The sequence below is a fragment of the Pedobacter sp. GR22-6 genome, from assembly GCF_037402555.1.
Classification (GTDB): Bacteria; Bacteroidota; Bacteroidia; order Sphingobacteriales; family Sphingobacteriaceae; genus Pedobacter.
In genome coordinates this window covers 744,907-771,107 of sequence record NZ_JBBEUC010000003.1, presented here as the reverse complement: position 1 = coordinate 771,107, position 26,201 = coordinate 744,907, and the positions used below count along the sequence as shown (strand labels likewise).

Below are 26,201 nucleotides of genomic sequence, written 5' to 3'. Positions count from 1 at the left end.
AATCACCATACCAATATGTTAAGCAGGGTTGCAGAAAGCCTGTACTGGATAGGCAGGTACATCGAACGAACAGACGGCATGCTGCGCATGCTCAAAATAAACTACGCTTCAGCACAAGATTCCACGTCGGAATTTTCCTGGAGTCCCGTAGTCCAGATTTTTTGCGGATTGGATACGGACGGCTTTGAAGACCTGGAATTCAATAGCAGGAAGGCGCTGCAATTTATGGTGACGGATAAAGAAAACCCAAACTCCGTCATCAACATCATTACCCAGGTCAGGGAAAATGCACGCAGTGTACAGGACCACATCACTAAGGACGTATGGCAATGCCTCAACGAATACTACCATACCGTAAAAGACCCCCGGTTAAACAATATGCTGCGTAAAGATGACCCCATCTCTGTGCTTGACATCCTGATCAAGCAGGGAATGCTGTTTTACGGCACTACTGAGATCACCATGGCCAGAAATGAAGGTAGCAGTTTTATGCGTATTGGCAAATACCTCGAACGCAGCATCCAGTCGGTCAACATCCTTGACATCAAGTTTGGCTCTGTGGACCATAATCCCGATCTTGTAACCAGCACCTCCTACTGGAAACACCTGCTCCTTTCCATTGGAGGTTACGAACTCTACCTCAAAACCTATCGACAGGGCTTTGAAGCAGAAAAAGTACTGGAGCTCGTAGTATTGCACAACGAATTTCCCCGCTCCGTTATCTATTCTCTCAATCAGCTGGTGAAATACCTGGAAAGACTGAAGGCGGACGATCATATCAACCCAGGCAACCTCTCTTTTCTGCTTGGCAGACTGCAGAGCAAAGTAAAATACAGTTCAATCAAAGGAATGCATCAGGACGACCTGCACTTCTACCTTGCCGAGATCAAGTCGGAACTGTACGGCATCGGAAATGCCTTTAACCAAACCTGCTTCTCCTTAGCATAATCACGAACCACATGCCAGAATTTAAGATCAAACACATCACCAGATACAGTTACGAAAGTCCGGTCAGGGACAGTGTAAACCACATCATCCTCTATCCAAAACAAGATGACTACCAACAGGTCAAACAACATAAACTGAAGATCTCCGGAAATCCACACGTAGATACCTTTAGCGATTACTATGGCAATCAGATAGGCTTTTTTACCTATACAGAGCCGCACACCGAATTGGAGATCTGCTCCGAACTCAGGGTGATCACCACTGCGAAAGAGCTTCCTGCAGCCACAATGTTCAGTGAACTCCAATGGGAGGAACTGCAGGCATTGCGTTATATCGTACCCTATATCGACTACCTCAAATGGGAAGCTTTTGATGGCCTTCAGGAATTGAAACTGGTGACAGGGGAACGCAAGGAGGCGCACAGCAGCCCATACACCACTGCGCTGAATTATTGCAGTTATGTATTTGAACGGTTCCAGTACATTCAGGGTGTCACTACTGTACAGACCAAATTAGATGAAATCTGGAAATTGAAAGCCGGGGTATGTCAGGATTTCGCACACATCCTTTGCCAAATGCTGCGCATGGCGAACATCCCAGCCAGATATGTCAGCGGATACATTTGCCCTAACAAGAATGGTGTCCGCGGCGAAGGTGCCACTCATGCCTGGGTAGAGGCCTATATTCCCGGTTATGGATGGCTGGGGTTAGATCCTACCAACGACTGCATTGCCAGCGAAACCTATGTACGACTGGCCTTCGGGCGCAGCTTCAACGACTGTTCTCCCGTAAAGGGTGTATACAAAGGTAGTTCGGACCACAAACTCATCGTACAGGTCATCGTAGGTTACGACAATGGGAACACCGAAAGCAGCGAGCTGGCTCCCATCATGCCTCAGGAAGCAGTGGCGACCAGTACAACGGGCAACGGCAATAGTTACAGGCGTCACCAGGAATTGCTCCAACAGATTCAGCAACAACAGCAATAGGCTCTCTCCAAAACCGCAATTTAATAAACAAATCCACCGGATTAACTGTAGTTTAGGCACTAAGATCAATCTAATCATTATGGACTTTACAATTGAGACCAGCGACCTGATCAGCATGTTAATGGCTGTGCTATGCGGCGGAATCATCGGTTTTGAAAGAGAATACAAGAATAAGTCGGCAGGTTTTCGCACCATTGTGCTGATCACTCTGGGATCAACAATCTTCACCATTGTATCACGTCATGGTGTAGGTGCCGACGACCGTATTTCCGCGAACATCATTACCGGTATTGGCTTTATCGGTGCCGGGGTTATCTTCAAAGACCAGTTTTCGGTACGCGGCCTCACCACTGCCGCTGTGATCTGGACTTCTGCCGCTATCGGCATGACCACCGGTATCGGTTACCACGCCCTGGCCTTTGTCTTTACCCTAATCACACTGGGCATCCTACTGATGATGAGCCGCGTAGAACGCTTCATCGGAAAACTGCAACGACAAAAGATGCTAAGTGTAACTTTCAGAGATGCAGACTTCAAGCATATCCAGTCACTCGAAGAACGTTTGAATTCTGAAGACCTCGGAATTGAACGGCTACAAGTAAGCAAGGACCATGATACCTTGACGGTAATCTGGCAGGTTTCCGGCAAGAAGAAATTCCTGCTCAAGCTAAACGAAACACTGGCAAATATGCCGGAGATCATCAGTTTTAAATAAAACCGAAAAGTGGATAACTTGATAGAAGTGGATAACTAAGCTAAACATCTGCTGATCAAGCTGGTTATTCTAGTACACTAAAAATCATAAGCTATGAAAAAGTGTATCTATGTAGTTGAGGACAATGCCGCCATACGCGACATTATAGACTTCATGCTCACTGAAGAGGAGTATGAAGTCGTGATCGCCCCTACTGTAAGGGCTTTCTGGAAACAAATGCAGGAGCGTATCCCCGACATGGTGGTACTTGATGTGATGCTCCCGGATGGAAATGGAGTAGAAATCTGCCAGGAATTAAAAAGCAGCATCAAAACCCATGACATACCAGTTATGCTGATGTCGGCCAACAATCACCTGAATAAGGTGAAGTCGAAATGTACAGCCGATGAATTCATCAACAAACCCTTTGACCTGGATGACTTTGCCAATCGCGTAGAACATTATGTACACAATTAGTGTGTTTCAACCGAGCTTAACCACCAGAAAGTGATACGACAATCTTACCAGCAGGCTTCCCAAATGCCTCAGGAGAAAATTTGATCTCCAGGCGCTTCAATCCAGGCACGTTCATATCGTATTCCAATGGTGGCGGGTTAAGAGGTACCACTTTGAATTCGGCATTCTGAGGTTGCTTCAACTGAACTTTCAGCAGCTTACCGTTCTGCTTCAGCAAAAAGCCACCTTTAATAATTTCAGCCTCCGCCTGGGTCATCATCATCCAAGTTAGCGAATTGTGCTGATCAAAAAACCGAAGCTGATCTGTGACCTGGAGTTCCTGCTTACCTACCCTGCGAAAAGTCCTGCTGGCCGCCCGCAATTGCCCTTTAAAAACAGCACTGAGATCGAAACTGACTTCTGGATGTTGCGCTTTATCGCTGAAACCGGTCATAGGCGCAAAGCCGTCAACGACGTGCAGGTCCTCGTTTACCCGCAATGTGCTGTGTCCAAAGTTGTTTTTACTGAGAAGGCTCCAGCGCGGGCTGGATTGTGCCGCATTCCAAAGACCATCTGACCCCAGTATACTTTCCAGTTCAAAATAATTCTGCATCCCAAGATCGACTGACCACCTGACACCATTCAGTTCAAATATAAAAGAACCGGCATCCATATTCCCATGGCTCAGGTTCGCCGCGCCACCCTTAGCCCCAAGGAAAAAGCCGGATGCATCATCAGGCCCAAAAATTGCTATTGGGTTCAAACCATCTCCTTTATAATTTTTTGGCAGAGGCACATAATTCAGGTTCTTTGCTTTCATCAACCATACCATAGCAGCACCATTGAGTTTGCTAACTAACTTTCCTTTCTGCGCAGGGCGATCCAACAGCGCTTTAAATTCTTTGTTGCTGAAATAAGCGGAGTTGTTCGTTTTTTTGGCGAACCAGGACAAAAGCTCCTGGTTTTCCAGACTGTTATTCCCTCCGCTTCCGGAATCGAAATAGTTGTAATACAAACCAGAAGGCCCAGCAAGTTTCTTAACAAAAACTGCACTTTGTATAAAGCCGGGAGCGGCCGCGATACCAAAGTCGGTATCAAAAGCACTTTCCAATGCAGAAATGGTGATCAGCGTGTAACTGGTGCCGTAAGCCCAGTAAGAAGCGCCTTCAGGATAAGCACCATTTGGCGCATAAGCCGTTAAAGCTCGTGGGATATTCCTTACTGCTCTGGAGATAATCTGTGCGGCCAGATCAGGCTCCTGATCAGCAATGGCCACTGCTGCTGCGACCATCCCACCGTGGCATACCTGATTCCAGTTATTGGTACCGGAAATCCATCCTTTCGGACTTTCTTTCTGACTTTGCTTTAACGCTTTTTCGATCAATGCCTTTTTTACGACCGCTTGTGTACTTTGAGGAAGGTCGCCGAGGCTCCATTCAAGCCCAATCGCTACTCCATAAGCCATCTCTCCCACGTCGAGAAAATGACTGGGATTCCAGTCAGAAAAATGACAGATACCGAGTAGTTCAGCATTAAGCCGATTTAAAAAGCGAGATTCTTTTGATATCGCATAGACGATGGAAAGTGTGCCAATACGGGCAACGGCTTCGCGAGAGACAGTCAACAAACGCCGACCTTCGAGTTTTCGCTCCAATAGCGGTACATTGATCAGCGACTCTGCATTGCCGTAAAGCAACTCATAATAGGCTTTAAGTATTTCATCTTTTTTAACTGCGGTACGGATCGCAGCAAGAGATTCAGGAGTAAGGATCAACCTGGGTCCGTCTTTCCTTAACTTACTTTTGATCCAATCTGCTGTGATGGTGTCGCTAGTACCATAAGAAATATCTGACTTTGACTGAGCGGAATGACCACTCAGCATCAGCAGACACAACAGCATTATTCTCATTACTTTCATTCGACCTAAAATAGAAATAATTTCCTACTTAGGGCTGATCACTTTGCACTGGTTCAATCAGGGGAATTTATTCATGGGCCTGCAGTGAAATTCTTTTGATCAGTTCAATACAAGCCCGACTATTGTGATAAGGACATTTCCATAAACCCACTTTATCTTCATTTACCATAACCGAATCATTTTCATCAATGCCCCAGAACCACTCCCCCTGTACTTTGTCCAGAAGCCGTTGATCCACAAATTTCCAGCAAGACAGTGAAGCCTCCAGAAAACGTTCATCAGAATTCAATTGCCAGGCATTAAAAAAGCCAACCATCGCCTCTGCCTGTACCCACCACTGCTTTTCCCGGTCCAGATGCCCGGTACGGATATTCAGTTCGTAATACATACCGCCGTTTTCATCCAGTCCCCGCAATGCTGCCCTCGCCATTTCCAGGGCCGAATCCCTGAGCCTCTGAATCCAGACTTCATCACCGATCACTTCCGCTGCCTCCAAAAGAAGCCAGGAAGCCTCGATATCATGCCCGTAAGAGATGACCTGAGACTTCCTGTTCCAGTGCTCATCAAAAAATAAAACCATATGGCTACTGGCTGCATCGATGATATGTCCGGTAAAATTCTGCAACAGCATGCAAATATGTTGTTTCAACTCCTCCTCCGGCCAAATACGGTATAGGTTACTAAAAGCCTCCAGTATATGCAAGTGGGTATTCATGGTCTTTTTCTCATTGGCATCCTTATCGCTCAGGCGAAGATCCTCCAGGACATTCCATTCGCGATCCAGCGCCTCCAAAAAACCTCCATCTTTTTCATCGTAACTGTATTTGAGCAAGTCCCGAAACATGTCGATCGCCTGTACTTTTGCTGTCTCATCGCCAGAGACCATGAAATATTCGGACAGCCCGTAAATGGCAAAAGCTACAGCGTAAACTTGCTTTTTAGTATCCAGAGGCTGTCCCGATGCATCTACCGTCCAATAAACACCCCCGTAATCGGCGTCGATAAAATGGTTAACGAAATAGTCATAAGCGCGCCCGGCCTGATCCAACATGAAGGGATCTCCTTTCAAGCGACAAGCCGCTGCAAAAGTCCAAAGAATCCGGGCATTCAGCACCGCTCCTTTAGGTGCATCTGCAACTGCTACGTTGAAATTGCTGATCCTACCTAAAAAACCACCTTGTCGACGATCAACGGCTTCCGTAGACCAGTAGTGCAAAATACGCTGTAGCTCCTTTTCTACAGCCGCTGAATATACAGACAATCGTCTTTCCATCATTTAACCCTTAGACACGACCTGATTCTTTTCTATATTCCGAATGATTGTTTGTACAGATGCCGCAGAGCGCAAACCGTCTGCAGGTGTGTGCATCACATAGTCGGTCAGCAAGGCAAGCGTACTAGTAGCCACATGCATCCTCGTATCCGAAGAAGCATAGTAAATAAATATGGTTCCATCATCATCCAGAATCCAGCCATTGCTAAACAAAACATTGGAAACATCTCCAATACGCTCATCCCCTTCCGGCGCAATGAAATAGCCAGCAGGCTTGTAGATCACTTTGGTTAGATCATCCAGGGCGGTCATAAACATATAAAGTACATAGCGCAATCCCGCCGCCGTGTTACGGACACCATGAGCCAGGAATAGCCAGCCATGCTCAGTTTTAATGGGTTCGGGGCCCATTCCGTTCTTGGCTTCATAAACCGTATGGTAGTTTTTATTGTCGACGATGATTTCTTGTTCAACAGACGCATTTTCAATGGAAGTACTCAGACCAAAACCAATACCCCCACCTTTACCGCTTTCAATGAAACCGTCCTGAGGGCGTGTAAAGAAGGCATATTTACCATCAATGAATTCCGGATGAAGCACTACGTTCCGCTGTTGAGGAGAAGGCGTTTTCAAATCGGCCAGCCGCTCCCATTTGACAAGATCCTTCGTACGGGCAATACCACACTGTGCCACAGCCATCGATTGATCATGAACAGGTGCTGCAGGATCTTTCCGCTCTGTACAAAACAAGCCATACATCCAGCCATCTTCGTGAGCGACGATCCGCATATCGTATACATTCGTGTCCGGCTCATGCGTTTCCGGGAGTACGATCGGCTCATCCCAGAATTGAAACTGATCGATGCCGTTTGGACTTTCTGCAACTGCAAAAAAGGATTTTCGGTCTGCCCCTTCTACCCGCACCACCATGACGTATTTACCATTGAATTTGATTGCACCTGCATTAAAGGTGGCATTGATCCCAATACGCTCCAACAGGTTCGGATTAGTCTCTGGATTGAAGTCGTATTTCCAGTTTAGCGGAATATGCGCCGCCGTAAGTACCGGGTACCTATAGCGGTTATAGATCCCATTCAGGCTCTCCTCTTTCTCATTCTTCCTATTGATAAGCTGACCATATGCCTCGTTGAGGAATTGGTATCTTTTCTCAAAATTATTCATTCTACTATGCTGATATGTCTAATATTCGTTTAATTTATTCCACCAGGTTTTTTTCAGGATGACAATGATCACTGCGAGGATTGCCAGCGTAATGATCATCGGCAGTTTTTGCATCATGATGATATACATAGGTAATATGGTAAGGCACAACTGCGCAATGACTCCGAGTACTACATTGAACATATTGAGCTTAAAGTTTTTATTGGGCTGGAAACCCGGATCATCTGCAAGAGCCAATTCATTTATTGGACTCCAGAAGCCCCAGGGCCTTACGGTAACATAAAAATCTTTCAATACCTTGAGATCTGTGGGTGGTGCTGAATAGGTACCAACGATACAACCTGCCAGGGAAAGTACAAAGAGCAGAGGCCAATAGTACAGATCGAGTCCTGACAGTACCTGTAAGGACTTCAGTATCGCCAGGGCGATGGCAGGAATTACACCGCACAACATCCCTATAAAATAGCCATTGGCATTGAACCGCCACCAAAACCACTTAAGCATATTGGCCGCAACGTAACCCCCATACAGTCCAGAAACAATCCACTGTAATACCGTATTGACATCTTTTACGTACAAACCTAAGACCACACCAATGAATACTACTGCGATACCGACCAAATAATTCATTGAAATGATCCTTCTGGTATCCGCAGCGGGATTGATATATTTCAAATAAATATCATTTACAATATAAGCCTGCGCTGCATTCACTGTACCACTGAAAGTACCCATGAAAGCACCGAGCAGGCCAGTAAGTACAATACCGAGCACACCTACAGGCAAAAATGTATTGATCGCAGCAGGTAAAATCCGTTCGAAATCAGTGACTCCATCCGGCCCCTTTAGGTAAAGCTGGTTGTAGTAAAGCAATGCAAGTACTGTAAGTCCCATCACCATCGAGTAGCGGATTGGCAGCAAAATGATACTGACAAAACCAGTCATCTTACTAGCCTCTTCCGGACTCCGTGTGCTCAGTACTTTTTGCATGTCGTAATTTGGAGCGGGCCCAGCCAAAGACGCAAAAACCCCTTTCATGATCATCATTCCGAAGAAAAGACCAAAAAGGCTAAAACCATCGTCAGCAATTTTTTTGTTTGCATCAGCGGCGATTCCGCTCCAGTCAAGATCCAGTTTCCAACTAAAGAAAGGGTCATCCCAACCCCGTGGAACATTCAAGACATGCCCATTTAGGTGCGTAATGGCAATGATGGCAATAGCGATACAGGCCACAGTCATGATCGCATATTTAATCATATCTCCAAGTACGATGCTGTGCAAGCCACCTATAATGGAATAAAACATCGCGAACAGGGTAAAAATGATGCCATAGAAATGCGGCACATATTTATCTGCCAGTTCGAAAGGCATGTATCCTTTTATGATATGCCAGGGTACGAAGATCTCAATAAACTTTCCAAGTCCTACAAAACCGTAAGCGAGAAAGCCAAAGCAACTGATCAATGCAAAAGCAATTACCACTACCTGAGAACCCTTCACACCTTTACCAGCCTTGCCAAAGCGCGTCATCAACCATTCGGCCCCAGTATTGGCATTACTCCGGCGCAACCAGCGACTCAGGAACATCATCATAAACACCTGATTAAAGACTGGCCATAGCCAGGGGATCCAAATGCTCTTCAGTCCATACACAAAACAGAGACTGACCATCCACATCGTCCCGCTGATGTCAAACATATCTGAGGCATCACTCAGGCCCAGTTTGTACCAGGGCAGGGACTTGCCGCCCATCAGGTAGCTGTCTTTATTTTCTCTTGCTTTTTTCCGGTACCACAGTCCGATAAATACCGTGAGCAGCAGGTAGGCCAAGATGATGCACAGGTCAATGGTCGATAATTTCATAAAATGGGTTTGTTCTAGTGTTTGGGTTTAGCATAAAGGTTTAAGAAGGCCACCCCCTTTTGCAGGAGAAACTTACGTTCCCGATACATCTTCAAGAAGTCTTCGGCAGAATTCTGACCTTTATATGGCGCATAATAATGGTTATCTTTCTCCTGAGGCCGGTATCCTGCATTTCGCCATACGAGCAAAAAGGCAGGGGTATGGTTTTCGATGCCTTTCCAGACAACTTCCGACCACCAATTTGGGTCGGGGATTTCTACGTAGCCCATCTCTCCTATTGCGCTGATCTTATGGTATCTTTTAGCCAGGGAATCCTGAATCTTCAACTTAAGTGCCAGCCCATTTCTAAAGGCTTCACCATTGCTTATTGGACCATATTGGTAGCTATCGAAACTCAATACATCCACGTAATCGTTGCCCGGATAGCGTTCCAGGTATTCTGCCTCGGTGGTAAAATCAGATGGATTAAACACATAAAGTAAATTATGTGATTGTTTTACATCCCTTAGATAATGTATAGTAAACCTCCAAAGGTCCCGGTACTCAGCAGGTGTACACTCCTTTTTCCCCCACCAGAACCAGCTACCTGAATGCTCGTGAAAAGGACGGAAGAGGATCGGGATTTGTTTTCCATCATTCCCTTTAAGCGCACTATTAAATGCCGCAAACTGATCCAGCCAATCCCGGTACTTTTTATGCACCTGTCCACCTGGAAGCATCTCTTTTACCGTCACCAAAGAGGTGGTATCCCAAGCTGTCTTACCATTTAAGGGATTGTCCATGTGCCAACTAAAGGTATTGACTGCTCCAAGAGCATAGGCCTGACGAATGTATTCTCTCATTTTATCGAAAGGCACACCATCAAGGTTAGTGCTTTCATTACGTTCTAGTCTTGCCAAATCCCAGCCAAAGACAGCCGGATATTCACCAGATAGCTCTTTAAGATCGCTTCGTCCTTCCTCGTATTTCCAACCGACACCATAAGCCATGTCATCCTGATGGCCGAACAGCACGGCGCGACCACTTAGCCTTCGAAGGTTTTCATATAAATTTTTGGTTTCAGTACTTGCTTTCCTATCCACCGTCTGCGCGCGCAGAGCCGGCGACAGCATATACAGCAAACAAAGGAACAGGCTTAATTTTGTACTCATTTATATTTGGGTTTTACAGTTCGGGGGATTCGTTCAATCATTATCTAAAGTAGGCATCAATTTAGCTGATACAGTAATACTATTTTAACCATTTAATATAAAAAAACCATGCATCTTGAAAAAGACAACTATTTATTAATGGTTTAGGGTTTATTTTTACATACATTGTGTAATGTTCTTTTATCTTAAACACTTCTTTTTAGAACAACATTATTATGAATAACATCATTAAGGAGATCACTCCGCTCACTCAAAATGATTGTTTTACCATTTTCTCCAGGGTAAAAAAGGAATTTGATTTCCCGCTCCATTTCCATGAAGAATACGAATTAAATCTGATCCTGAATGCTGAAGGTGCCAGAAGAATGGTAGGAGATAACATAGAGGAGATCGGAGATATGGAACTCGTTCTGGTGGGCCCGAATCTTTCTCATGTATGGACAACACACCACTGCAAGAGTGAAGAGATTACAGAGGTGACTATACAGTGGCACAGGGATCTCTTTGACGACAAAATGCTACGCAGGAATCAACTTACCTTTATCCGGCGAATGTTCGAGCGTTCGGTACGAGGCATTCTTTTTCCAAGAGAAACCATTGAAAAGCTTTACCCCCGAATTTTAGCCATCAACCAGTTACAGGGATTTGATTCAGTATTGGAATTAATGAGTATACTTCATGAACTCTCCACTTCGAAAAGCATGCGGATACTTTCTGACGCCACCTTCAATAATGATCAGATCGTAAATTATAACAGCAGGCGAATCGATAAAGCCTATGAATTCATGAATGCCAATTTCGATAAACCGATCACCCTAAAAGACTTGGCCAAACTGGTAAACATGACCGAAGTCTCTTTTAGCCGTTTCATCAAAAAAAGAACAGGCAATACTTTTATAGACAGCCTGAATGAAATACGACTTGGTCACGCTACACGTATGTTGATTGAAACTACCCATTCCGTCGCAGAAATTTCATACAATTGTGGCTTCAACAACATTTCTAATTTCAACAGGCTCTTCAAGAAGAAGAAACATTGCACTCCGAAAGAATTCAGGGAGAACTTTTCCGGAACGAGGGTCTTTATTTAGTGCCGTTCAGCTTCCTGAGCGTTTGACGGATATAGCTTCCCGCAGGCGTCAGTATAGCCTCCGGCCATTTAGCATCGACTGATGCCCCTGGCTTGAGTAAAGCAGTAGTTTCTTCTTTGTCGGTGACGTTCCAATTGACCCAACTCAATCGGTTCCGCTCCATCCAGCCAAGCCACTTTTCTGCTTTTTCCAAATTGAATTCACCGTTGCCATTTGCTTCGCCAACCCCCCATTCGGTTACAAATAGCGGCAACCTTGACCTGATGGCTTCATCGGCCTTAGCCATGAGTTTTTCCTGATGACTTGGCTCTGACGCATAGAAATGAAAGGAATAAGCAATATTATTAAATCCCTGGATCGGATCTTTAGATACGATATCTACATCCTGATCCCAGGTAGGGCTACCGACGACGATCAGGTTATTACGATCATGCTTCCTGATCGCCTCAATGACACGAACAGCATAATCTTTGACTACAGACCAGTCGATCCGTTCCGGCTCATTGAACACCTCATAAATCACATTTGGGCAGCCTTTATAACGCTGGGCCATTTTTGTAAAAAAGCCCTCCGCTTGTTCCGGATGCAACTGTGCATGGTGATCGTGCCAATCAATGATCACATAGATGCCTTTTTTTACCGCTGCATCTACAACAGTAGTGACCAGAGCCATCTGACCATCGGGATCATGCAGATAACCCCGATCCGGCTCAATAGCCATGGAGAGCCTGAGCAAGTTGATTTTAAAATCTTCTGCAAGCCAATTCACTACAGCCTCATTATAATACTTACGACCTTCCCAGATGCTCCAGGACAAACTGATCCCACGCAATTGAGGTGCATCCCCAGTATGGTCAACAACCCTACCGCCGGCTACTTTAAGTTGCCCATGCTGTTTGACAGCCGCTTTCGTTTGCCCTAAACCTTTTCCTGCGATCAAACACAGGAGAAAAAACGCCATCAGATATCTCATCATTTATTTGAGTTTATAGAATTCAGGTTGGCGATCTGCAAACAGCACAAAACCATCGTTCTTAAAGTTAATAAAATCTGCTTCAGAAGCGTGATTTTTGTACGGGGTCCAGAAACCATCCTTGGTATTGGCCCAAACCATTGCGTAAGCAAATTCCAATCCCTGGTCTTTAAGTGTTTTCAACAGTTGCTGAGTATACCAATCGGATTTTGACAGGTTCTGGAGTCCGGTTTCTGTCAAGGCAGCCAGTTTGTTATGACTTTTGGCATAATCTGACACAACCTTAAACTTGGCTGCCGCAATTGAAGGGGAAACCCCTGCTTTCATATCTTCGTAATTATCTGTACCGACCAGATCGACATAAGCATCACCGGGATAATAGGCAAGGTATTGCGACTCCGTATTGAAATTTCTGTCGGGCGACCAGGCATACAAGAAATTACGCACCCTGAGTTCGTCACGAAGATAGGTTACCACATATCGGTACAACGCGATGTACTCTGCTGCAGTCGCATGTCCGCTACCCCACCAAAACCAGCCACCATCCATTTCATGAAAGGGCCGGAAAATTAAAGGCACCAATTTACCATCTGCCGCCACAAGCGATTTTGCATAATCGGCAATAACCTGAAGCGAAGCTTTAAATATTTCATTTGCAACGCCACCTGGCATCACCTGCGTAATTGCAGGCGTAGGATTGGCTGACCAATAGAAGTCTCCTTTATTGACAGGATTCCAATAATGCCAGCAATAAGTGACCACACTCCCTCTATTATAGGCATCAATGGTCAATGTGCGGGCAATTGATCTTTCATAATCATACCAAGCCCCGGAAGAGAAATTGGCAATATGAATGAAGTCGAAGCCATATACTGCCGGATAAGCACCTGTAACGGTTTTCACATCCGACTGTGTATTGGCAATACCAATGAATTGCTGCTCATTAGCCCATTGGGAACTGGCATTGACCAGTCCCCTCTTGGTGTCATCTTGGTGCCCAAACAGAACATGTGATTTTGCACTCTGCTGAAGATTGTAAAATAAGGCCACTGTCTCATCCGTCGCATTTCTATCAGTAAGGCCTGCCCTGATCTGGGAAAGTGACTTTACTTCCACGCTCGACGGAGTTTCCGGTACAGCCCCTAGCGGCGGGGCAGCTTTTTTACAGGAAATCATCAATACCAGGACCGTGACAACTGGGTTAAAATTGAACTTCATACAATGAAATGCTATTTGACCAGTACCCAATCATCGATGTAAAAACTTTCATCCTGCGCATCAGGCCCCTTGATCCAGAAACCCAAAGTATTGCTGGTAGCACCGGTAGCCCAAAGGTTAAGCGTAGACAAAGGCAGCTTAAAATAGGTCCAGACATTTGCGGGAACTACTACAGGAACCGATTGATCAGAATTACCATAACCTCCTGTACGTTTGTCACCAACAAAATAAAGTGTATAGTCCTGAGAGCCACCCTTAATGTAGAAAGAAAGGTATTTATAATCTGCAGAAGAAGCCAGTCCCGGAAACCAATTGGCAACACCATTCGCACTCCAATTGCCCTTCGAATAGTTCAACTTCAATGATTTAGTTCCCGATTTTGCCGCAGCAGCTGAAATTTCTCCGGAACCCCAGAAGTTCCCGCCCCAGCCAGTACCATAATCATCAGTAAACAGCTTATAGGTTTGATCGAGATTGACAAACACCTCTTTTGGCGCAGCCTTGCCGGTAGGATAAGTAAAAACCAGAGTAGTAGAAATCAAGCTGGAGGAAGGCATCTTAATGGTCATTTCTGTATCGCTCTTAGCCAGAATAGTAGCCTTGCCTGTAGAAGTCCCCAGGCTCACTTCAGTAACGCTAGCGAGGCCAATTCCCGTAAGAATAATATCTGAACCTGCAGTAAAATTGTAATTAGAAACCGCGGTTACCGTCGGTGGAGGCAGCAGCACATTGAAGGTATAGTTTACTTTGCCATGCAAGGTTTCAACCGTGAGCTGATTACTCTGTGAAGGACCAGCTGGAGTCGTTTTAGGAATACCAACTAAAATAGTAGTATCCGAACCCAAGGCTTTGTTAAAGTAGACTGACACACCATTAAAGGAAACAGTAGTTACGCTTCCCAGATTCGTTCCGATGATCGCATACATATTTTGCAGATTCCCATCAGTTGTGGTTGAATCCATTGCCACGACCTGAGGTGTCGTGTTGGGATAGGTCACGGTAGTGGCTACACCCTGCGCATTGTAAGTAACTATGGTTGTCGTCAAGGTATTATCGATGTAGCTTTTGCTAATGGTGCGCACACGACTAATAGTGGGCGCAGCTTTGCCGCCTTCCGCTTCATCTTTTTTACAGGAAGCAAACCAGACAATCGCCAGGAGCAATAGCATTGGGGCTTTGATTTGTGGAATTAATATTTTCATTTCTTTCATTTTAAATGTACATATAATAGCAGCGCTGATCTCTATTTAAAAGTGTAAGGTACAGGCGGGAGTGCGAGTGCAGGATCGTTCGCCACTTCTGTTGCAGGATATGGCATCAGGAAATTCGCATCAACAGGCGTGAAATAACCATTACCGTAGCGTACCGGTGGATTGTCATTGCTGGAATCTCCCCGATCCTGAGCTTTAATGATCTGAATAGCTTTCGGGTGTGCAGTCACATTGAAACCATCGATACGGCAGAGGTCGAACCAATAATCTCCTTCAATAGCAAACTCTAACCGGCGCTCTTTCAGGAGATCCTGAAAGGTAAATGAACTTACTGCATTTAAACCAGCCCTTTGTCGGATCTTATTGAGGTAACCCACAGCTGTGGTGTTACTTGTACTTGCATTTAAAGGAAGACCCGTCGGACTACTCCCAACCGAAGTACCCAGAATAGCCTCTGCAGCAATCAGGTATATATCGGCCAGACGCAACATATAAGTATTCATTCCAGTAGATTGAAAAGCACTTTTCCCCCCATTATCAGCCGGAGAGCCTATGACATATTTTTTGATTTGTGCATGCGTGCCCTGAGAACTGGCATTTGCAGGCAAGGTATAACCACCACCTGCCTGATTAATTTCCGCATAGTGATCACCCGGAAGCATAATCGTTGCTTTTCTTCTTTGGTCAGTTGAAGAATATGCATCAATTAAATCAAAGGTTGGAGCCAGTACCCCATATCCGTCCCCTGTCTGTGTAATTTCACTACTATATGCCAGGGAAGCCTGCATTCCATTACCAAAACCGTAACCACCATTGGACAGCCATTGCAATGCAATAATGGACTCCTTATTATTGTTGTTTGCGATCTTGAATAAATCTGCGTAGCTGCGACCTGCCACATCCACCCCGAACAGCCCAAATTCGTTGCTATTGATCACCTTTTCCGCCTGAATCCTGGCATTCGCATAATCCTGCATGTATAGGTATACTTTAGCCATTAAGGCAGTTGCAGATCCACTGGACACATGACCCGTACCTGCTACATTTGGTGTACAGTTGGCCTCGCCAAATTTCAGGTCATTTATCATAAAGGTGTAGACATCTGTAACCGGGTTGCTGCGAATGGTAGAGGGGCTACCGACAAAATCAAGCGGATTTTCGATGATTGGGACATTACCAAAAACCCTGACCAAATGAAAATATGCCAGTGCTCTCAGCACCCTTGCTTCACCAATGGCGTTATTTTTAACCGCATCAGGAACAGTTGCCGGAACAGTGGGAAGGTTATTGATCACTGCATTGGCTTGTGCAACTACTGTAAACAAAGAGTTCCAGGCCGCACTTAACTCGAAATTACCATTAGACACCGAGAAGTTACCAAATGCTTTTACATCATCTGAACCGCTTCGCCCATTGCCACTGGCCATTTCAGTTATTGCCCAGCTCACTTTTGTATTCCAACCAAACCAAGGTGCCGCATACAGGGCATTGGTACTTGACTTCACCTGCTCGGCCGTGGTGTAGTACCCACCTACCGTGTATTGATCTTCGGGGGGGCGGTTAAAAAAATCTTTCTTGCAGCCAGTTACTGAAATCCCCGCCAGGACTCCTATTATGATGATCTGTTTGATATGTAGTTTCATGTCGCTCTTATTAATAATTAAAACTGTGCATTGATTCCGAATGTGATGGTGCGAGGGATTGGATACCGCCCCATATCAATATTAGCATAGATTGGATTCTGATTCAGAGCACCTATTTCCGGATCAAGGCCACTATATTTTGTAAAAACATACAGGTTCTGTCCGCTCGCAAACACACTCAGCCGGCTCATTTTGACATACTTAGTCCATTTTTCAGGAACTGTATACCCCAATCTTACATTCTGAACCCTGAGGAAAGATGCACTCTCCAGGAAGCGGTCTGACATCACGAGGTTATTGTTTGCAATACCGCCTTTAGGTGCAGGAATATTTGAGTCTGGATTGCCAGGACTCCAAAAATTACTGGAAGATGCCAATTGATTGGTATATAGACCGGAAAGACCAGCGATCTGGTAATTCAGTGCATTTAGTATTTTTCCACCATAGGATCCGTTTAGAAAGATGGAAAGTTCGAAATTCTTATAATTGAAGTTATTGGTAATACTATAAGTAAAGGAAGGGTTAGGATTGCCAAGAGCAACCTGATCGTCCGCATCTACCTTACCATCACCGTTGGTATCTTGATACATTAGATCGCCCAGATAAATGGAGTTTGCAATGGCCGGGTCGTTAGTGATAATTGCAGGAGATGTTCCCCCGATTACATTTTGCGGATGGGAGGCAACATATTGCAAATCAGATGCGTTTTTTATAACTCCTTTAACTTTATAACCGAAGAACTGTCCTACCGGACCACCCTCCGTGGTTTTCGTAACCGGCAAACTGATAAAACTACTGTTGATGCTACCGATCAGGGCCGGAGAACCATTTAAGGAGACCACTTTATTATTGTATTTAGAAAAAATCAGTGTAGAATTCCATTTAAAATGATCATTTACGATGTTTTTGGAATTGATACTGAACTCGAATCCCCTGTTCTCAATTTGACCGGCATTATAATAAGGGGATTTGATGGCCGCCACATCAGAATACTCTGCAACACCTCCCAGCAGGAAAGCAGGGAGCGGCTTTTGGAACAGGAAGTTTTTAGAATTTTTTATGTAATAGTCAAAAGTAGCATCTATACGTCCCCCGAACATGCTGAAATCCACCCCTGCACCCTTTTGGATTGCTGTTTCCCAGGTAAGTGCCAGGTTAGCCACATTGTTGGTAACAAATCCGGTCCCCAGACCTGTCGCAACAGCTTTAATAGAAGAGCCATAAAGGTAATTTGGAATGTTTTGATTTCCAGTCTCTCCGTAGTTCAGACGAATTTTGATGTTATCGATCACCGATTTCAGCGGTGCCATGAACGACTCTTCTGACAACCTCCAGGATACTGCCGCAGCAGGGAAGTAGCCCACTTGATGTCCCTCTGCAAATTTAGAAGACCTATCAGAGCGAATGCTGGCGGTTACACTATACTTGTTATTGTAAGTATAGATACCCCTTGCCAGGAAAGACTCCATAACCTGACTACCTTTATTTTGATCAACAAGAGTTGTAGTCTGATCACCAAAACCCAATGTCTGTATCGTATTGCCGGATGCGAAGTTTTCTATTTTAGTAGAAGTACCTCCCCATGTTGCCTGCCATACCTCATAGCCAGCTAAGCCGGTTACATTATGTTTTGTACCGAAAGTATGCGCGTAGTTGAAATATTCTTTCCAACCCCAATATGTGCTATTCGAGTTATATTGGTCGAGGCGAGCCGTCTGATTAGAAAAAGCACCCCATTTGTAGGTCGGCTTAAAAGTCTGTGCTTCAGACCAGTTAAAATCACCATTCAATTCAGACCGCAGTGTGAGGTCTTTAAAGAACCTGAGGTCGGCATATGCGCTTCCATTGATATTGTTACTGAGCAAGGTGTTGCTGAGGCTAAGTGCCTGCGCCACTGGATTGACCGTACCCTGTGCCAAACCACCTGCATCCAGAGAAGGTCCGGCAAATGAGCCATCAGCTTCATATATAGGATTATCAGGAGCACTGGAAAGCGCATTATAAACAATACCCGTGTTACTGCCTAATCCAATATTCTGATTCGTTCTTGCTGCTCCAATAGTACTTCCAACCTTAAACCAGTCTTTTACTTGTCCGTTTACATTAGTACGGAAGGAATAACGTTTGAAATCGCTACCTAGAATAGTACCATCCTGTTTCAGGTATCCTCCAGAAACATAATAGTCCACACCATCTTTACCTCCTGAGAAAGCGAGCTGGTGATTCTGCTGGGCGGCAGAACGGAAAATAGCGTTCTGCCAATCGGTACCTCTCCCTAAAATACTCGGGTCGGCAAACTCTACTCTCCTTTGTTGTCCGAATTTATCTGCCAGTGCATTCTGTAAGTTTGCAAATTGCTTTAAATCCATCATATCTAAAAAGCGACCCTGTTCCTGAAAGCCATAATAACCATCGTAACTGATACGGGCATTTCCATTTTTCCCTCTTTTGGTGGTCACAATTACAACTCCATTTGCGCCACGACTACCATAGATAGCTGTAGCAGACGCATCCTTTAGAATATCTATAGTTTCGATATCATTTGGATTGATCCTGGACAAGGGACTTACACCGGTTTCTTCCTGCCCTCCACCCGTACGTGTCAACTGTGGCGATTTACCGTTTGTACTTTTATTCGTAGCGTCTCCAAAAATAGGAACGCCATCAATTACGTATAAGGGCTCTGACCCGCCAAAAGAAGTAATGCCCCGGATACGCACCGATGTCGCACTGCCCGGACCTCCTGAATTCTGCGTGATCGTTACACCAGCAGCCTTACCCTGGATCAGCTGATCCAAACTTGGCTGGGGAACATTTGCAATATCCTTTGCCAGAACAGAAGACACAGAACCATTTACATCCTGACGTTTTTGTGTACCGTAACCGATGACAACCACATCAGTCAATGCAATCGACGTAGATTTTAAAGTGACATCAACAACTGTTTTAGTTCCGATAACTACCTCTTGTGTTGCAGAACCGATAAAACTAAAGATCAATGTCGTCCCTCCTTTCGGAATACCGATAGCATATTTGCCATTCACATCTGTACTTGCCCCAGCATCAGTACCTTTTACTTTGATCCCTACGCCCGGAAGTGTAGTTCCCTTCTCATCGTATACGGTTCCGGAAATTACTTTGGATGAGGTGTTTTGCGCATGGGTATTTGAGATGAACCCGACGCACACCACAAACAGTAAAACTGTTCGTAAAATTGTGCTCATATTGTTTATATTTAGTTGTGCTTTATTAAATCAAATTTAATGGCAGATGCACCATTAAGTATAATATTATTTTAGCTTAAGGTAATCCAAAATAAACATAGATACAAGTTAATTATTGATAAACACATCATAATCAACCGATTTAAGAGTAAACTTAAGCAGTAGGCAGACCTATACTTTTTTACCTCAAATTGGTTGATTTTGAATCTTCAAACAGACATCAAACAGCAGGAACTGCATTTCCGGACTCCATTTGTAACCAAATATTAACATATTTGATTTTTTTACCCGCCTATTAGTGAATGCTTGCGCAGTTTATATTAAGTTTGTCTTATTATAATCAATAACCCCAATTAATGAAACATACAATCAATGAACTAGAAGATATTGCTGCTCAGGTGAGAAGAGATATCGTTAGAATGGTACACGCCTGCCAATCCGGCCACCCTGGTGGATCATTAGGCTGTGCTGACTTTTTTACCGCACTCTATTTTGAGGTGATGAACCACTCTGCTGATTTTACCATGGATGGTAAAGGTGAAGACTTGTTTTTCCTGTCAAACGGGCACATTTCTCCTGTTTTTTATAGTGTATTGGCCAGGTCAGGTTATTTTGAAGTGAGCGAACTAGCTACTTTCAGAAAACTAAACTCGAGGTTGCAAGGACACCCTACGACGCATGAAGGACTACCTGGTATCAGGATTGCATCTGGTTCATTGGGTCAGGGCATGTCGGTAGCGATCGGTGCTGCACAAGCCAAGAAACTGAACAAAGATCATTCTATTGTATTTTCATTACATGGAGATGGCGAACTACAGGAAGGACAGAACTGGGAAGCCATTATGTATGCGCCTTTTAACAAAGTAGACAACTTGATCTCGACGGTAGATTATAATGGTCAGCAGATCGATGGCCCTACTGAAAAAGTACTTTCACTGGAAAATCTTCAGGCTAAATTCGAAGCTTTTGGATGGCATGTGATCAACTCCGACGGGAATGACATGGACAGCATCGTTAAAGCTTTGCACTATGCTAAAACCCTAACTGGAAAAGGCAAACCTATCCTGAACTTGATGAGTACCCAAATGGGTGCCGGTGTAGATTTCATGATGGGCTCGCACAAATGGCATGGCGTGGCTCCAAATGACGAGCAACTGGCTACTGCACTTGCGCAATTGAACACTACCCTAAAAGACTATTAAAAATGAAAACCTGCGGAGCAAGCCTGAATCCCGCTATTAACAATGAAGACTAAATGAAGAAATATACATACACAGAAAAGAAAGATACCCGTTCCGGTTTCGGAGCCGGGCTATTGGAAGCCGGAAAGAAAAACCCGGAAGTGGTGGCGCTATGTGCCGATTTAGTAGGTTCCCTGAAAATGGAGGCCTTTATTAAGGAATTCCCTGAGCGTTTTTTCCAGATCGGCATTGCAGAAGCAAACATGATCGGTATCGCAGCGGGACTAACCATTGGAGGAAAGATTCCTTTTACCGGAACTTTCGCCAATTTCTCTACTGGACGTGTTTACGACCAAATCCGTCAGTCGGTAGCTTATTCAGACAAAAACGTAAAAATCTGTGCCTCACATGCGGGACTTACACTGGGTGAAGACGGTGCTACACACCAGATTTTAGAGGACATTGGTCTGATGAAAATGCTCCCTGGCATGACTGTAATCAACACCTGCGACTACAACCAAACTAAAGCTGCAACCATTGCCATCGCTGAACATCATGGTCCCGTATACCTGCGTTTTGGTCGCCCGGTAATTCCTGTGTTTACAGATCCTGACCAGAAATTCGAGATCGGAAAAGCATGGATGGTTAATGAAGGCACTGATGTAACCATCATCGCAACAGGGCATATGGTATGGAAAGCCATTGAAGCAGGTGAGAAACTAGCCGAACTGGGTATTGATGCAGAAATCATCAACATCCATACGATAAAACCTTTGGATGAGGAAGCCATTTTAAAATCTGTGAAGAAAACAGGTTGCGTGGTGACTTGCGAAGAGCATAACAAATACGGAGGATTGGGCGAAAGCGTGGCAAGATTATTGTCAACTGAGTTACCTAGCCCACAGGAGTTTGTTGCTGTAAATGACAGCTTCGGCGAAAGCGGAACACCTGATCAGCTGATGACTAAATACGGTCTGGATAGCGTCAATATTATTGAGGCAGCCCAAAAAGTATTGAAAAGAGCTGGCAAGTAATACAAGAGCATATCCATAAAGCTACATGAAGCAGGTTGAAGATTCAGAAATACTAGAGAAATTCTCTCAGGAGAAAACCCGTAACGAAGCCTTCAACCTGCTTCTGAATAAATACCAACAGAAGATCTACTGGCATATCAGACGGCTGGTACTCAACCATGATGACACCGACGACCTGGTACAGGACGTTTTCATTAAAGTCTGGAAGAACCTGGAAAAATTCCGCAGTGATTCCCAACTCTATACCTGGATCTATCGCATCGCGACCAACGAATCCATCACTTTTCTCAATAAACAGAAGCAACAAAATAATACGCCTTTGGATGAAGTGTCGGCAGAACTTGCTGACAACCTTGTCGCTTCTTCTTACTTTAATGGTGATAAGGTGCAATTGAAACTCCAGAAGGCCTTACTCACACTTCCCGAAAAGCAACGCCTGATCTTCAACATGAAATATTTTGATGAGTTGAAATATGAGGAAATATCAGAAATTACCGGTACAAGCGTAGGTGCGTTGAAGGCCTCTTTTCATATCGCAGTAAAAAAAATTGAAACTTTTATGCTAAATGAGGACATCACCTTTTAAACCTTTTGCTAAATAATACATCAATAGATACATAATGGAAGAAAATTTAGAACATAGCGATTGGATGAAGGAGATGAAGGACACTGGATTTACAACTCCTTCCAATTATTTTGAGGGTTTGAACCAAAGTATCCAGGCCAAGCTTTCAATGGAAAGACTAAAGGTATCTGTGCATGAAGATGGCTTTACTGTACCTACATGTTACTTTGAACAACTACAATCCGGCATCTTGGCGAAGACGACAGATATAGTACAATTCAGACCTGAACCGAAACTTATCAAGCTGTGGCACTCTAAATTGTTAAAATATGCTTCTGCTGCGTGTTTTGTGATTGTTGCCGGTATCGGTACTTTGTATTATAACCAGCAAACAGAGCATACCTCTGTTGCAATGACAGAAGAAATGGCTACAGAACAGATGTTGTACGACATTGATGAAGAAGTGATCATTGAACATATAGAAGCGAATTCGAACCAACTGCCTAAGGCCTCTGCCTCAGAGATCGCTATGGAAAATTATATTCTGAATAATTATTCACAGAATGAGCTTGTTGCTGACTTATAATCATAAAATAATGAAACATCTAGTTATTATATCTCTACTTTTTTCCATTTCCTTCTTTGCGACAGCCCAACAACGGACCGGCGATAGAGGCAGCGAGATCGAGGCCTATAAAGTAGGTTTTCTTACCCAAAAGCTCGATCTTTCCCCAGAGGAAGCCAAAATATTCTGGCCAATATATAATGCCTGGCAAAATGAACAGGGAGAACTCCGCAAGGAAAGAATGCAGATGATCAGTTTCAAAAAGATCAATGAAATTGAGGAGATGTCTGATACCGAAATACAAACCCTTATAGTGAATGATTTCAGCTTTAAGCAACGAGAACTCAATCTGGAAAAGAAATACTATTACAGACTTAAAAGTAGTCTCCCTATCAAAATCGTAGGTAAGTTTTATCGTGCTCAAGAAGCTTTTAAAAGGGAATTATTGAACAAGTACCGAGGCGGAAGGCAATAGCAGAAAGAATTATTTCGTATTTTTGCGCTATGCTTACACAACGCCAGTTATTCCTTCAGCACAACGCACAAACCACTTTAGAGCCTCTTCTTCTGGAATTCACCAAAGCAAGGGGCATGTATCTTTACGATACGGCTGGCAAAAAACACATGGATTTGATCGCCGGTATCGGTGTGAGTAATGTAGGACATTGCCATCCTTCTGTAGTAGCCGCTGTAAAAGAACAGGCAGAAAGCTATATGCACATTATGGTATACGGTGAATTTGTCCAAAGCCCTCAGGTAAATTTTGCGAAAGCCCTTGCAGACGTACTGCCAGAACAACTCAACTGCACTTATTTCGTCAACTCCGGAGCCGAAGCGGTAGAGGGTGCTATGAAGCTCGCTAAACGCTATACAGATAGGGCAGAGATCGTTGCCTGCCATCACTCCTACCATGGCAGCACACAGGGTGCATTGAGTTTGATGGGGAATGAGGAATTTAAACAAGCATACCGACCCTTGTTGCCACAAGTGAAATTTATCCGGTACAACGTCCTGGCCGACCTGGAGCTGATCACCCAAGAAACAGCTGCGGTATTCATAGAAACCATACAGGGAGAAGCCGGCATTAGGGTTGCCGATGAGGCGTATTTTAAAGCACTGAGAGAGCGATGTACTGCAACAGGTACGCTACTCGTACTTGATGAGATTCAATGCGGATTTGGGCGTACAGGAAAGCTTTTTGGTTTTGAACATTTTGACATCGTTCCCGATATACTGCTGCTGGCCAAAGGTATTGGCGGAGGAATGCCAATTGGCGCTTTTGTGAGTTCCCGGGAAATCATGTTGTCCCTGACCACAAATCCAATCCTTGGTCACATTACTACCTTCGGAGGGCATCCCGTCAGCTGCGCTGCCGGCCTTGCGACATTGGCAACCATTCTTTCTGAGGATCTGGTAAGCGGTGTAACGCAAAAAGGTGAATTATTCAAACAATTGCTGAAACACCCGGCAATTAAAGAAGTACGTGGCATAGGCCTCATGATGGCCATTGAGTTTGAGAGTTTTGAGCTTAATAAAAAAATCATTGATGCCTGCATTGCTGACGGCCTGATCAGCGACTGGTTCCTGCATTGCAGCAATTCGATGCGGATAGCACCTCCATTGATCATCAGCAAAGAAGACATTGAATGGGCTTGCAAAGTGATTTTGAAGAATATAGAAGCCTTGGCTTAACTCATTTTCTGACGTTTGATTAAATATGCCTGAAGGATAGGAAAAAAACCTTCGGCGATATCCGCGTCTATCATATCGATTTTATATTGTGCACATTTCATCTGAATCGCCTGGCGATGTTGAGCTATTTTGTTAAGGTAGGCTTCTTTTACTTTTGAAGCATGTGCCTTTAAAGTAGCTCCGGTTTCCATATCTACAAATTCATAAGGACGATTTTCAAAATTGAAGTCTACTTCCTTCGATTTATCGGTCACGTTAAAAATCACTACCTCATGCTTATTGAATTTAAGATGCTGCAGAGCAGAGAAAAGAGCCTCTGTACTTTGCTCATCCTGACCGGTGCTCAACATATCACTGAATATCACCACCAGTGAGCGCTTATGGATCAACTCCGCGATCTGATGCAGTGATTGCTCAACGTTGGTCTTTAAATCCATCTTCTGGAGTTTTAGCACCTCTTCCAAATGGGTATATAAATATTTTTGATGGGTAGTCGTCGATTTTGCTGCCGTATTCAGAATCAGGTGGTCGGTAAAAAGGCTCAACCCGAAAGCATCACGTTGCCGTTTAAGTAAGTAGATCAGGGCAGCGACAGCTTGTATAGCGAAGTTCAGCTTATTGTATTCGCCCATTGGAAAATACATGGAAGATGATACGTCAATGATAAACTGGCAGCGCAAGTTGGTTTCTTCTTCGTATCTTTTACTAAACAGTTTATCCGTTTTGGCAAACAGTTTCCAATCTATATTCTTGACGCTATCACCAGGATTATATAGGCGGTGTTCCGCAAATTCTACCGAAAAGCCATGAAAAGGACTCTTATGCAGCCCGGTGATAAAGCCTTCAACGACCTGCCTGGCAAGTAACTCCAGGTTACTGCTATTCGTTAAGGCTTGTTCATCTAAAGGGACCTGCATCATGTAAATATATAAAAAAAGCGTCCATAAAATAATGGACGCTCTTCAATTATGATTAGTTATAGACTATAACTGTTTGTCTAATTTCTGTGCAAGGACAGACTTTGGAACTGCACCTACTTGCTTATCTACAACTTCACCATTCTTGAAGTATAATAAAGCAGGAATATTGCGGATTCCGAATTGTGTAGATATCTGTGGGTTGTTGTCAACGTTTACTTTACCAACAAGTGCTTTTCCTTCGTATTCTTTTGAGATCTCATCTACTACTGGTCCCACCATACGACATGGACCACACCATTCTGCCCAAAAATCAACTAAAACGGGTTTATCTGATTTTAATACAACTTCCTCGAAGTTTGCATCTGTAATTTCCAAAGCCATAATTTCTATTTTTTATTTGCAAATATATA

Annotated in this window: 23 protein-coding genes; 11 read left to right on the top strand and 12 right to left on the bottom strand. The window is 44.2% G+C overall.

Features of this window, described 5'->3' with window-relative positions; genetic code table 11:
* Positions 1-15 precede the first annotated feature (15 nt).
* The 4 genes from WAE59_RS17305 to WAE59_RS17290 all read left to right on the top strand — a co-directional run bounded on the left by WAE59_RS17305 (position 16) and on the right by WAE59_RS17290 (position 3,108).
* Complete coding sequence (locus tag WAE59_RS17305; RefSeq protein ID WP_337857218.1) at positions 16-948, top strand: alpha-E domain-containing protein; 933 nt, start codon at positions 16-18, stop codon at positions 946-948.
* Between the two features lie 11 nt (positions 949-959).
* Positions 960-1,937, top strand: coding sequence for a transglutaminase family protein (locus WAE59_RS17300; protein ID WP_337857217.1), 978 nt, complete (start codon positions 960-962; stop codon positions 1,935-1,937).
* A gap of 79 nt (positions 1,938-2,016) precedes the next feature.
* Positions 2,017-2,652, top strand: a complete 636-nt coding sequence (locus WAE59_RS17295) for an MgtC/SapB family protein (protein ID WP_337857216.1) — start codon at positions 2,017-2,019, stop codon at positions 2,650-2,652.
* A 93-nt stretch (positions 2,653-2,745) separates the two neighbouring features.
* Positions 2,746-3,108 carry a response regulator transcription factor gene (locus WAE59_RS17290; protein WP_337857215.1) on the top strand — a complete coding sequence of 121 codons (363 nt, stop codon included), beginning with the start codon at positions 2,746-2,748 and terminating at the stop codon, positions 3,106-3,108.
* A gap of 16 nt (positions 3,109-3,124) precedes the next feature.
* Here the strand turns inward: WAE59_RS17290 and WAE59_RS17285 are convergent, their stop codons facing one another.
* The 5 genes from WAE59_RS17285 to WAE59_RS17265 form a co-directional block, all read right to left on the bottom strand.
* On the bottom strand, positions 3,125-5,005 hold the full coding sequence (locus tag WAE59_RS17285) for a heparinase II/III domain-containing protein (RefSeq protein WP_337857214.1): 1,881 nt from the start codon (positions 5,003-5,005) through the stop codon (positions 3,125-3,127).
* A gap of 67 nt (positions 5,006-5,072) precedes the next feature.
* Positions 5,073-6,278, bottom strand: coding sequence for an AGE family epimerase/isomerase (locus WAE59_RS17280; RefSeq protein ID WP_337857213.1), 1,206 nt, complete (start codon positions 6,276-6,278; stop codon positions 5,073-5,075).
* Between the two features lie 3 nt (positions 6,279-6,281).
* Positions 6,282-7,460: a glycoside hydrolase family 130 protein gene (locus tag WAE59_RS17275; RefSeq protein ID WP_337857212.1), complete on the bottom strand. Its 1,179-nt coding sequence runs from the start codon at positions 7,458-7,460 to the stop codon at positions 6,282-6,284.
* A gap of 18 nt (positions 7,461-7,478) precedes the next feature.
* Positions 7,479-9,323, bottom strand: a complete 1,845-nt coding sequence (locus WAE59_RS17270; RefSeq protein WP_337857211.1) for a sodium:solute symporter family protein — start codon at positions 9,321-9,323, stop codon at positions 7,479-7,481.
* A gap of 14 nt (positions 9,324-9,337) precedes the next feature.
* The gene (locus WAE59_RS17265; protein ID WP_337857210.1) at positions 9,338-10,474 is read right to left on the bottom strand and encodes a glycoside hydrolase family 26 protein; all 1,137 of its coding nucleotides are present in this window, start codon (positions 10,472-10,474) and stop codon (positions 9,338-9,340) included.
* Between the two features lie 215 nt (positions 10,475-10,689).
* Here WAE59_RS17265 and WAE59_RS17260 point away from each other — a divergent pair, with 215 nt between their 5' ends.
* Complete coding sequence (locus tag WAE59_RS17260) at positions 10,690-11,565, top strand: AraC family transcriptional regulator (protein ID WP_337857209.1); 876 nt, start codon at positions 10,690-10,692, stop codon at positions 11,563-11,565.
* Here the strand turns inward: WAE59_RS17260 and WAE59_RS17255 are convergent.
* Genes WAE59_RS17255 through WAE59_RS17235 form a run of 5 tightly spaced genes read right to left on the bottom strand, consistent with a single transcriptional unit; the run spans position 11,558 to position 19,834 of the window.
* Entirely contained in the window at positions 11,558-12,541 is a 984-nt protein-coding gene (locus WAE59_RS17255) for a glycoside hydrolase family 5 protein (RefSeq protein ID WP_337857208.1), read from the bottom strand. The two genes, WAE59_RS17260 and WAE59_RS17255, sit on opposite strands and share 8 nt — an antisense overlap.
* Entirely contained in the window at positions 12,542-13,756 is a 1,215-nt protein-coding gene (locus WAE59_RS17250; protein ID WP_337857207.1) for a glycoside hydrolase family 26 protein, read from the bottom strand.
* Between the two features lie 11 nt (positions 13,757-13,767).
* Positions 13,768-14,958, bottom strand: a complete 1,191-nt coding sequence (locus WAE59_RS17245; RefSeq protein WP_337857206.1) for a cell shape determination protein CcmA — start codon at positions 14,956-14,958, stop codon at positions 13,768-13,770.
* A 41-nt stretch (positions 14,959-14,999) separates the two neighbouring features.
* A complete protein-coding gene (locus WAE59_RS17240) occupies positions 15,000-16,610 on the bottom strand; it encodes a RagB/SusD family nutrient uptake outer membrane protein (protein WP_337857205.1) in 1,611 nt (536 codons plus the stop codon).
* Between the two features lie 17 nt (positions 16,611-16,627).
* The gene (locus tag WAE59_RS17235; RefSeq protein ID WP_337857204.1) at positions 16,628-19,834 is read right to left on the bottom strand and encodes a SusC/RagA family TonB-linked outer membrane protein; all 3,207 of its coding nucleotides are present in this window, start codon (positions 19,832-19,834) and stop codon (positions 16,628-16,630) included.
* A gap of 356 nt (positions 19,835-20,190) precedes the next feature.
* Here WAE59_RS17235 and WAE59_RS17230 point away from each other — a divergent pair, with 356 nt between their 5' ends.
* From WAE59_RS17230 to WAE59_RS17205, 6 genes are read left to right on the top strand one after another with little or no spacing between them, the layout of a single operon-like run.
* Positions 20,191-21,036: a transketolase gene (locus tag WAE59_RS17230; protein ID WP_337857203.1), complete on the top strand. Its 846-nt coding sequence runs from the start codon at positions 20,191-20,193 to the stop codon at positions 21,034-21,036.
* Between the two features lie 53 nt (positions 21,037-21,089).
* Positions 21,090-22,049 (top strand): transketolase family protein, encoded by a 960-nt coding sequence (locus WAE59_RS17225; RefSeq protein ID WP_337857202.1) that lies wholly within the window; start codon positions 21,090-21,092, stop codon positions 22,047-22,049.
* Between the two features lie 25 nt (positions 22,050-22,074).
* On the top strand, positions 22,075-22,635 hold the full coding sequence (locus WAE59_RS17220) for an RNA polymerase sigma factor (RefSeq protein ID WP_337857201.1): 561 nt from the start codon (positions 22,075-22,077) through the stop codon (positions 22,633-22,635).
* A 34-nt stretch (positions 22,636-22,669) separates the two neighbouring features.
* Entirely contained in the window at positions 22,670-23,200 is a 531-nt protein-coding gene (locus tag WAE59_RS17215; protein WP_337857200.1) for a hypothetical protein, read from the top strand.
* 10 nt (positions 23,201-23,210) lie between these two features.
* Positions 23,211-23,654 carry a hypothetical protein gene (locus WAE59_RS17210; RefSeq protein ID WP_337857199.1) on the top strand — a complete coding sequence of 148 codons (444 nt, stop codon included), beginning with the start codon at positions 23,211-23,213 and terminating at the stop codon, positions 23,652-23,654.
* 29 nt (positions 23,655-23,683) lie between these two features.
* Complete coding sequence (locus tag WAE59_RS17205; RefSeq protein ID WP_337857198.1) at positions 23,684-24,871, top strand: aspartate aminotransferase family protein; 1,188 nt, start codon at positions 23,684-23,686, stop codon at positions 24,869-24,871.
* Here the strand turns inward: WAE59_RS17205 and WAE59_RS17200 are convergent.
* Both WAE59_RS17200 and trxA read right to left on the bottom strand, forming a co-directional pair.
* Positions 24,868-25,791, bottom strand: a complete 924-nt coding sequence (locus WAE59_RS17200; RefSeq protein WP_337857197.1) for a DUF58 domain-containing protein — start codon at positions 25,789-25,791, stop codon at positions 24,868-24,870. The two genes, WAE59_RS17205 and WAE59_RS17200, sit on opposite strands and share 4 nt — an antisense overlap.
* A gap of 63 nt (positions 25,792-25,854) precedes the next feature.
* The gene (gene trxA / locus WAE59_RS17195; protein WP_012781033.1) at positions 25,855-26,172 is read right to left on the bottom strand and encodes a thioredoxin; all 318 of its coding nucleotides are present in this window, start codon (positions 26,170-26,172) and stop codon (positions 25,855-25,857) included.
* Positions 26,173-26,201 lie beyond the last annotated feature (29 nt).

Bases quoted from the DNA above. Each gene is read 5' to 3' on its own strand.
- WAE59_RS17210 (WP_337857199.1), top strand. From the start codon at position 23,211: ATGAAACATCTAGTTATTATATCTCTACTTTTTTCCATTTCCTTCTTT.
- WAE59_RS17265 (WP_337857210.1), bottom strand. From the start codon at position 10,474: ATGAGTACAAAATTAAGCCTGTTCCTTTGTTTGCTGTATATGCTGTCG.
- WAE59_RS17205 (WP_337857198.1), top strand. From the start codon at position 23,684: ATGCTTACACAACGCCAGTTATTCCTTCAGCACAACGCACAAACCACT.
- WAE59_RS17275 (WP_337857212.1), bottom strand. From the start codon at position 7,460: ATGAATAATTTTGAGAAAAGATACCAATTCCTCAACGAGGCATATGGT.
- WAE59_RS17245 (WP_337857206.1), bottom strand. From the start codon at position 14,958: ATGAAAATATTAATTCCACAAATCAAAGCCCCAATGCTATTGCTCCTG.
- WAE59_RS17220 (WP_337857201.1), top strand. From the start codon at position 22,075: ATGAAGCAGGTTGAAGATTCAGAAATACTAGAGAAATTCTCTCAGGAG.
- WAE59_RS17300 (WP_337857217.1), top strand. From the start codon at position 960: ATGCCAGAATTTAAGATCAAACACATCACCAGATACAGTTACGAAAGT.
- WAE59_RS17240 (WP_337857205.1), bottom strand. From the start codon at position 16,610: ATGAAACTACATATCAAACAGATCATCATAATAGGAGTCCTGGCGGGG.
- WAE59_RS17290 (WP_337857215.1), top strand. From the start codon at position 2,746: ATGAAAAAGTGTATCTATGTAGTTGAGGACAATGCCGCCATACGCGAC.
- trxA (WP_012781033.1), bottom strand. From the start codon at position 26,172: ATGGCTTTGGAAATTACAGATGCAAACTTCGAGGAAGTTGTATTAAAA.
- WAE59_RS17285 (WP_337857214.1), bottom strand. From the start codon at position 5,005: ATGAAAGTAATGAGAATAATGCTGTTGTGTCTGCTGATGCTGAGTGGT.
- WAE59_RS17305 (WP_337857218.1), top strand. From the start codon at position 16: ATGTTAAGCAGGGTTGCAGAAAGCCTGTACTGGATAGGCAGGTACATC.
- WAE59_RS17230 (WP_337857203.1), top strand. From the start codon at position 20,191: ATGAAACATACAATCAATGAACTAGAAGATATTGCTGCTCAGGTGAGA.
- WAE59_RS17260 (WP_337857209.1), top strand. From the start codon at position 10,690: ATGAATAACATCATTAAGGAGATCACTCCGCTCACTCAAAATGATTGT.
- WAE59_RS17255 (WP_337857208.1), bottom strand. From the start codon at position 12,541: ATGATGAGATATCTGATGGCGTTTTTTCTCCTGTGTTTGATCGCAGGA.
- WAE59_RS17235 (WP_337857204.1), bottom strand. From the start codon at position 19,834: ATGAGCACAATTTTACGAACAGTTTTACTGTTTGTGGTGTGCGTCGGG.
- WAE59_RS17250 (WP_337857207.1), bottom strand. From the start codon at position 13,756: ATGAAGTTCAATTTTAACCCAGTTGTCACGGTCCTGGTATTGATGATT.
- WAE59_RS17295 (WP_337857216.1), top strand. From the start codon at position 2,017: ATGGACTTTACAATTGAGACCAGCGACCTGATCAGCATGTTAATGGCT.
- WAE59_RS17200 (WP_337857197.1), bottom strand. From the start codon at position 25,791: ATGATGCAGGTCCCTTTAGATGAACAAGCCTTAACGAATAGCAGTAAC.
- WAE59_RS17280 (WP_337857213.1), bottom strand. From the start codon at position 6,278: ATGGAAAGACGATTGTCTGTATATTCAGCGGCTGTAGAAAAGGAGCTA.
- WAE59_RS17215 (WP_337857200.1), top strand. From the start codon at position 22,670: ATGGAAGAAAATTTAGAACATAGCGATTGGATGAAGGAGATGAAGGAC.
- WAE59_RS17270 (WP_337857211.1), bottom strand. From the start codon at position 9,323: ATGAAATTATCGACCATTGACCTGTGCATCATCTTGGCCTACCTGCTG.
- WAE59_RS17225 (WP_337857202.1), top strand. From the start codon at position 21,090: ATGAAGAAATATACATACACAGAAAAGAAAGATACCCGTTCCGGTTTC.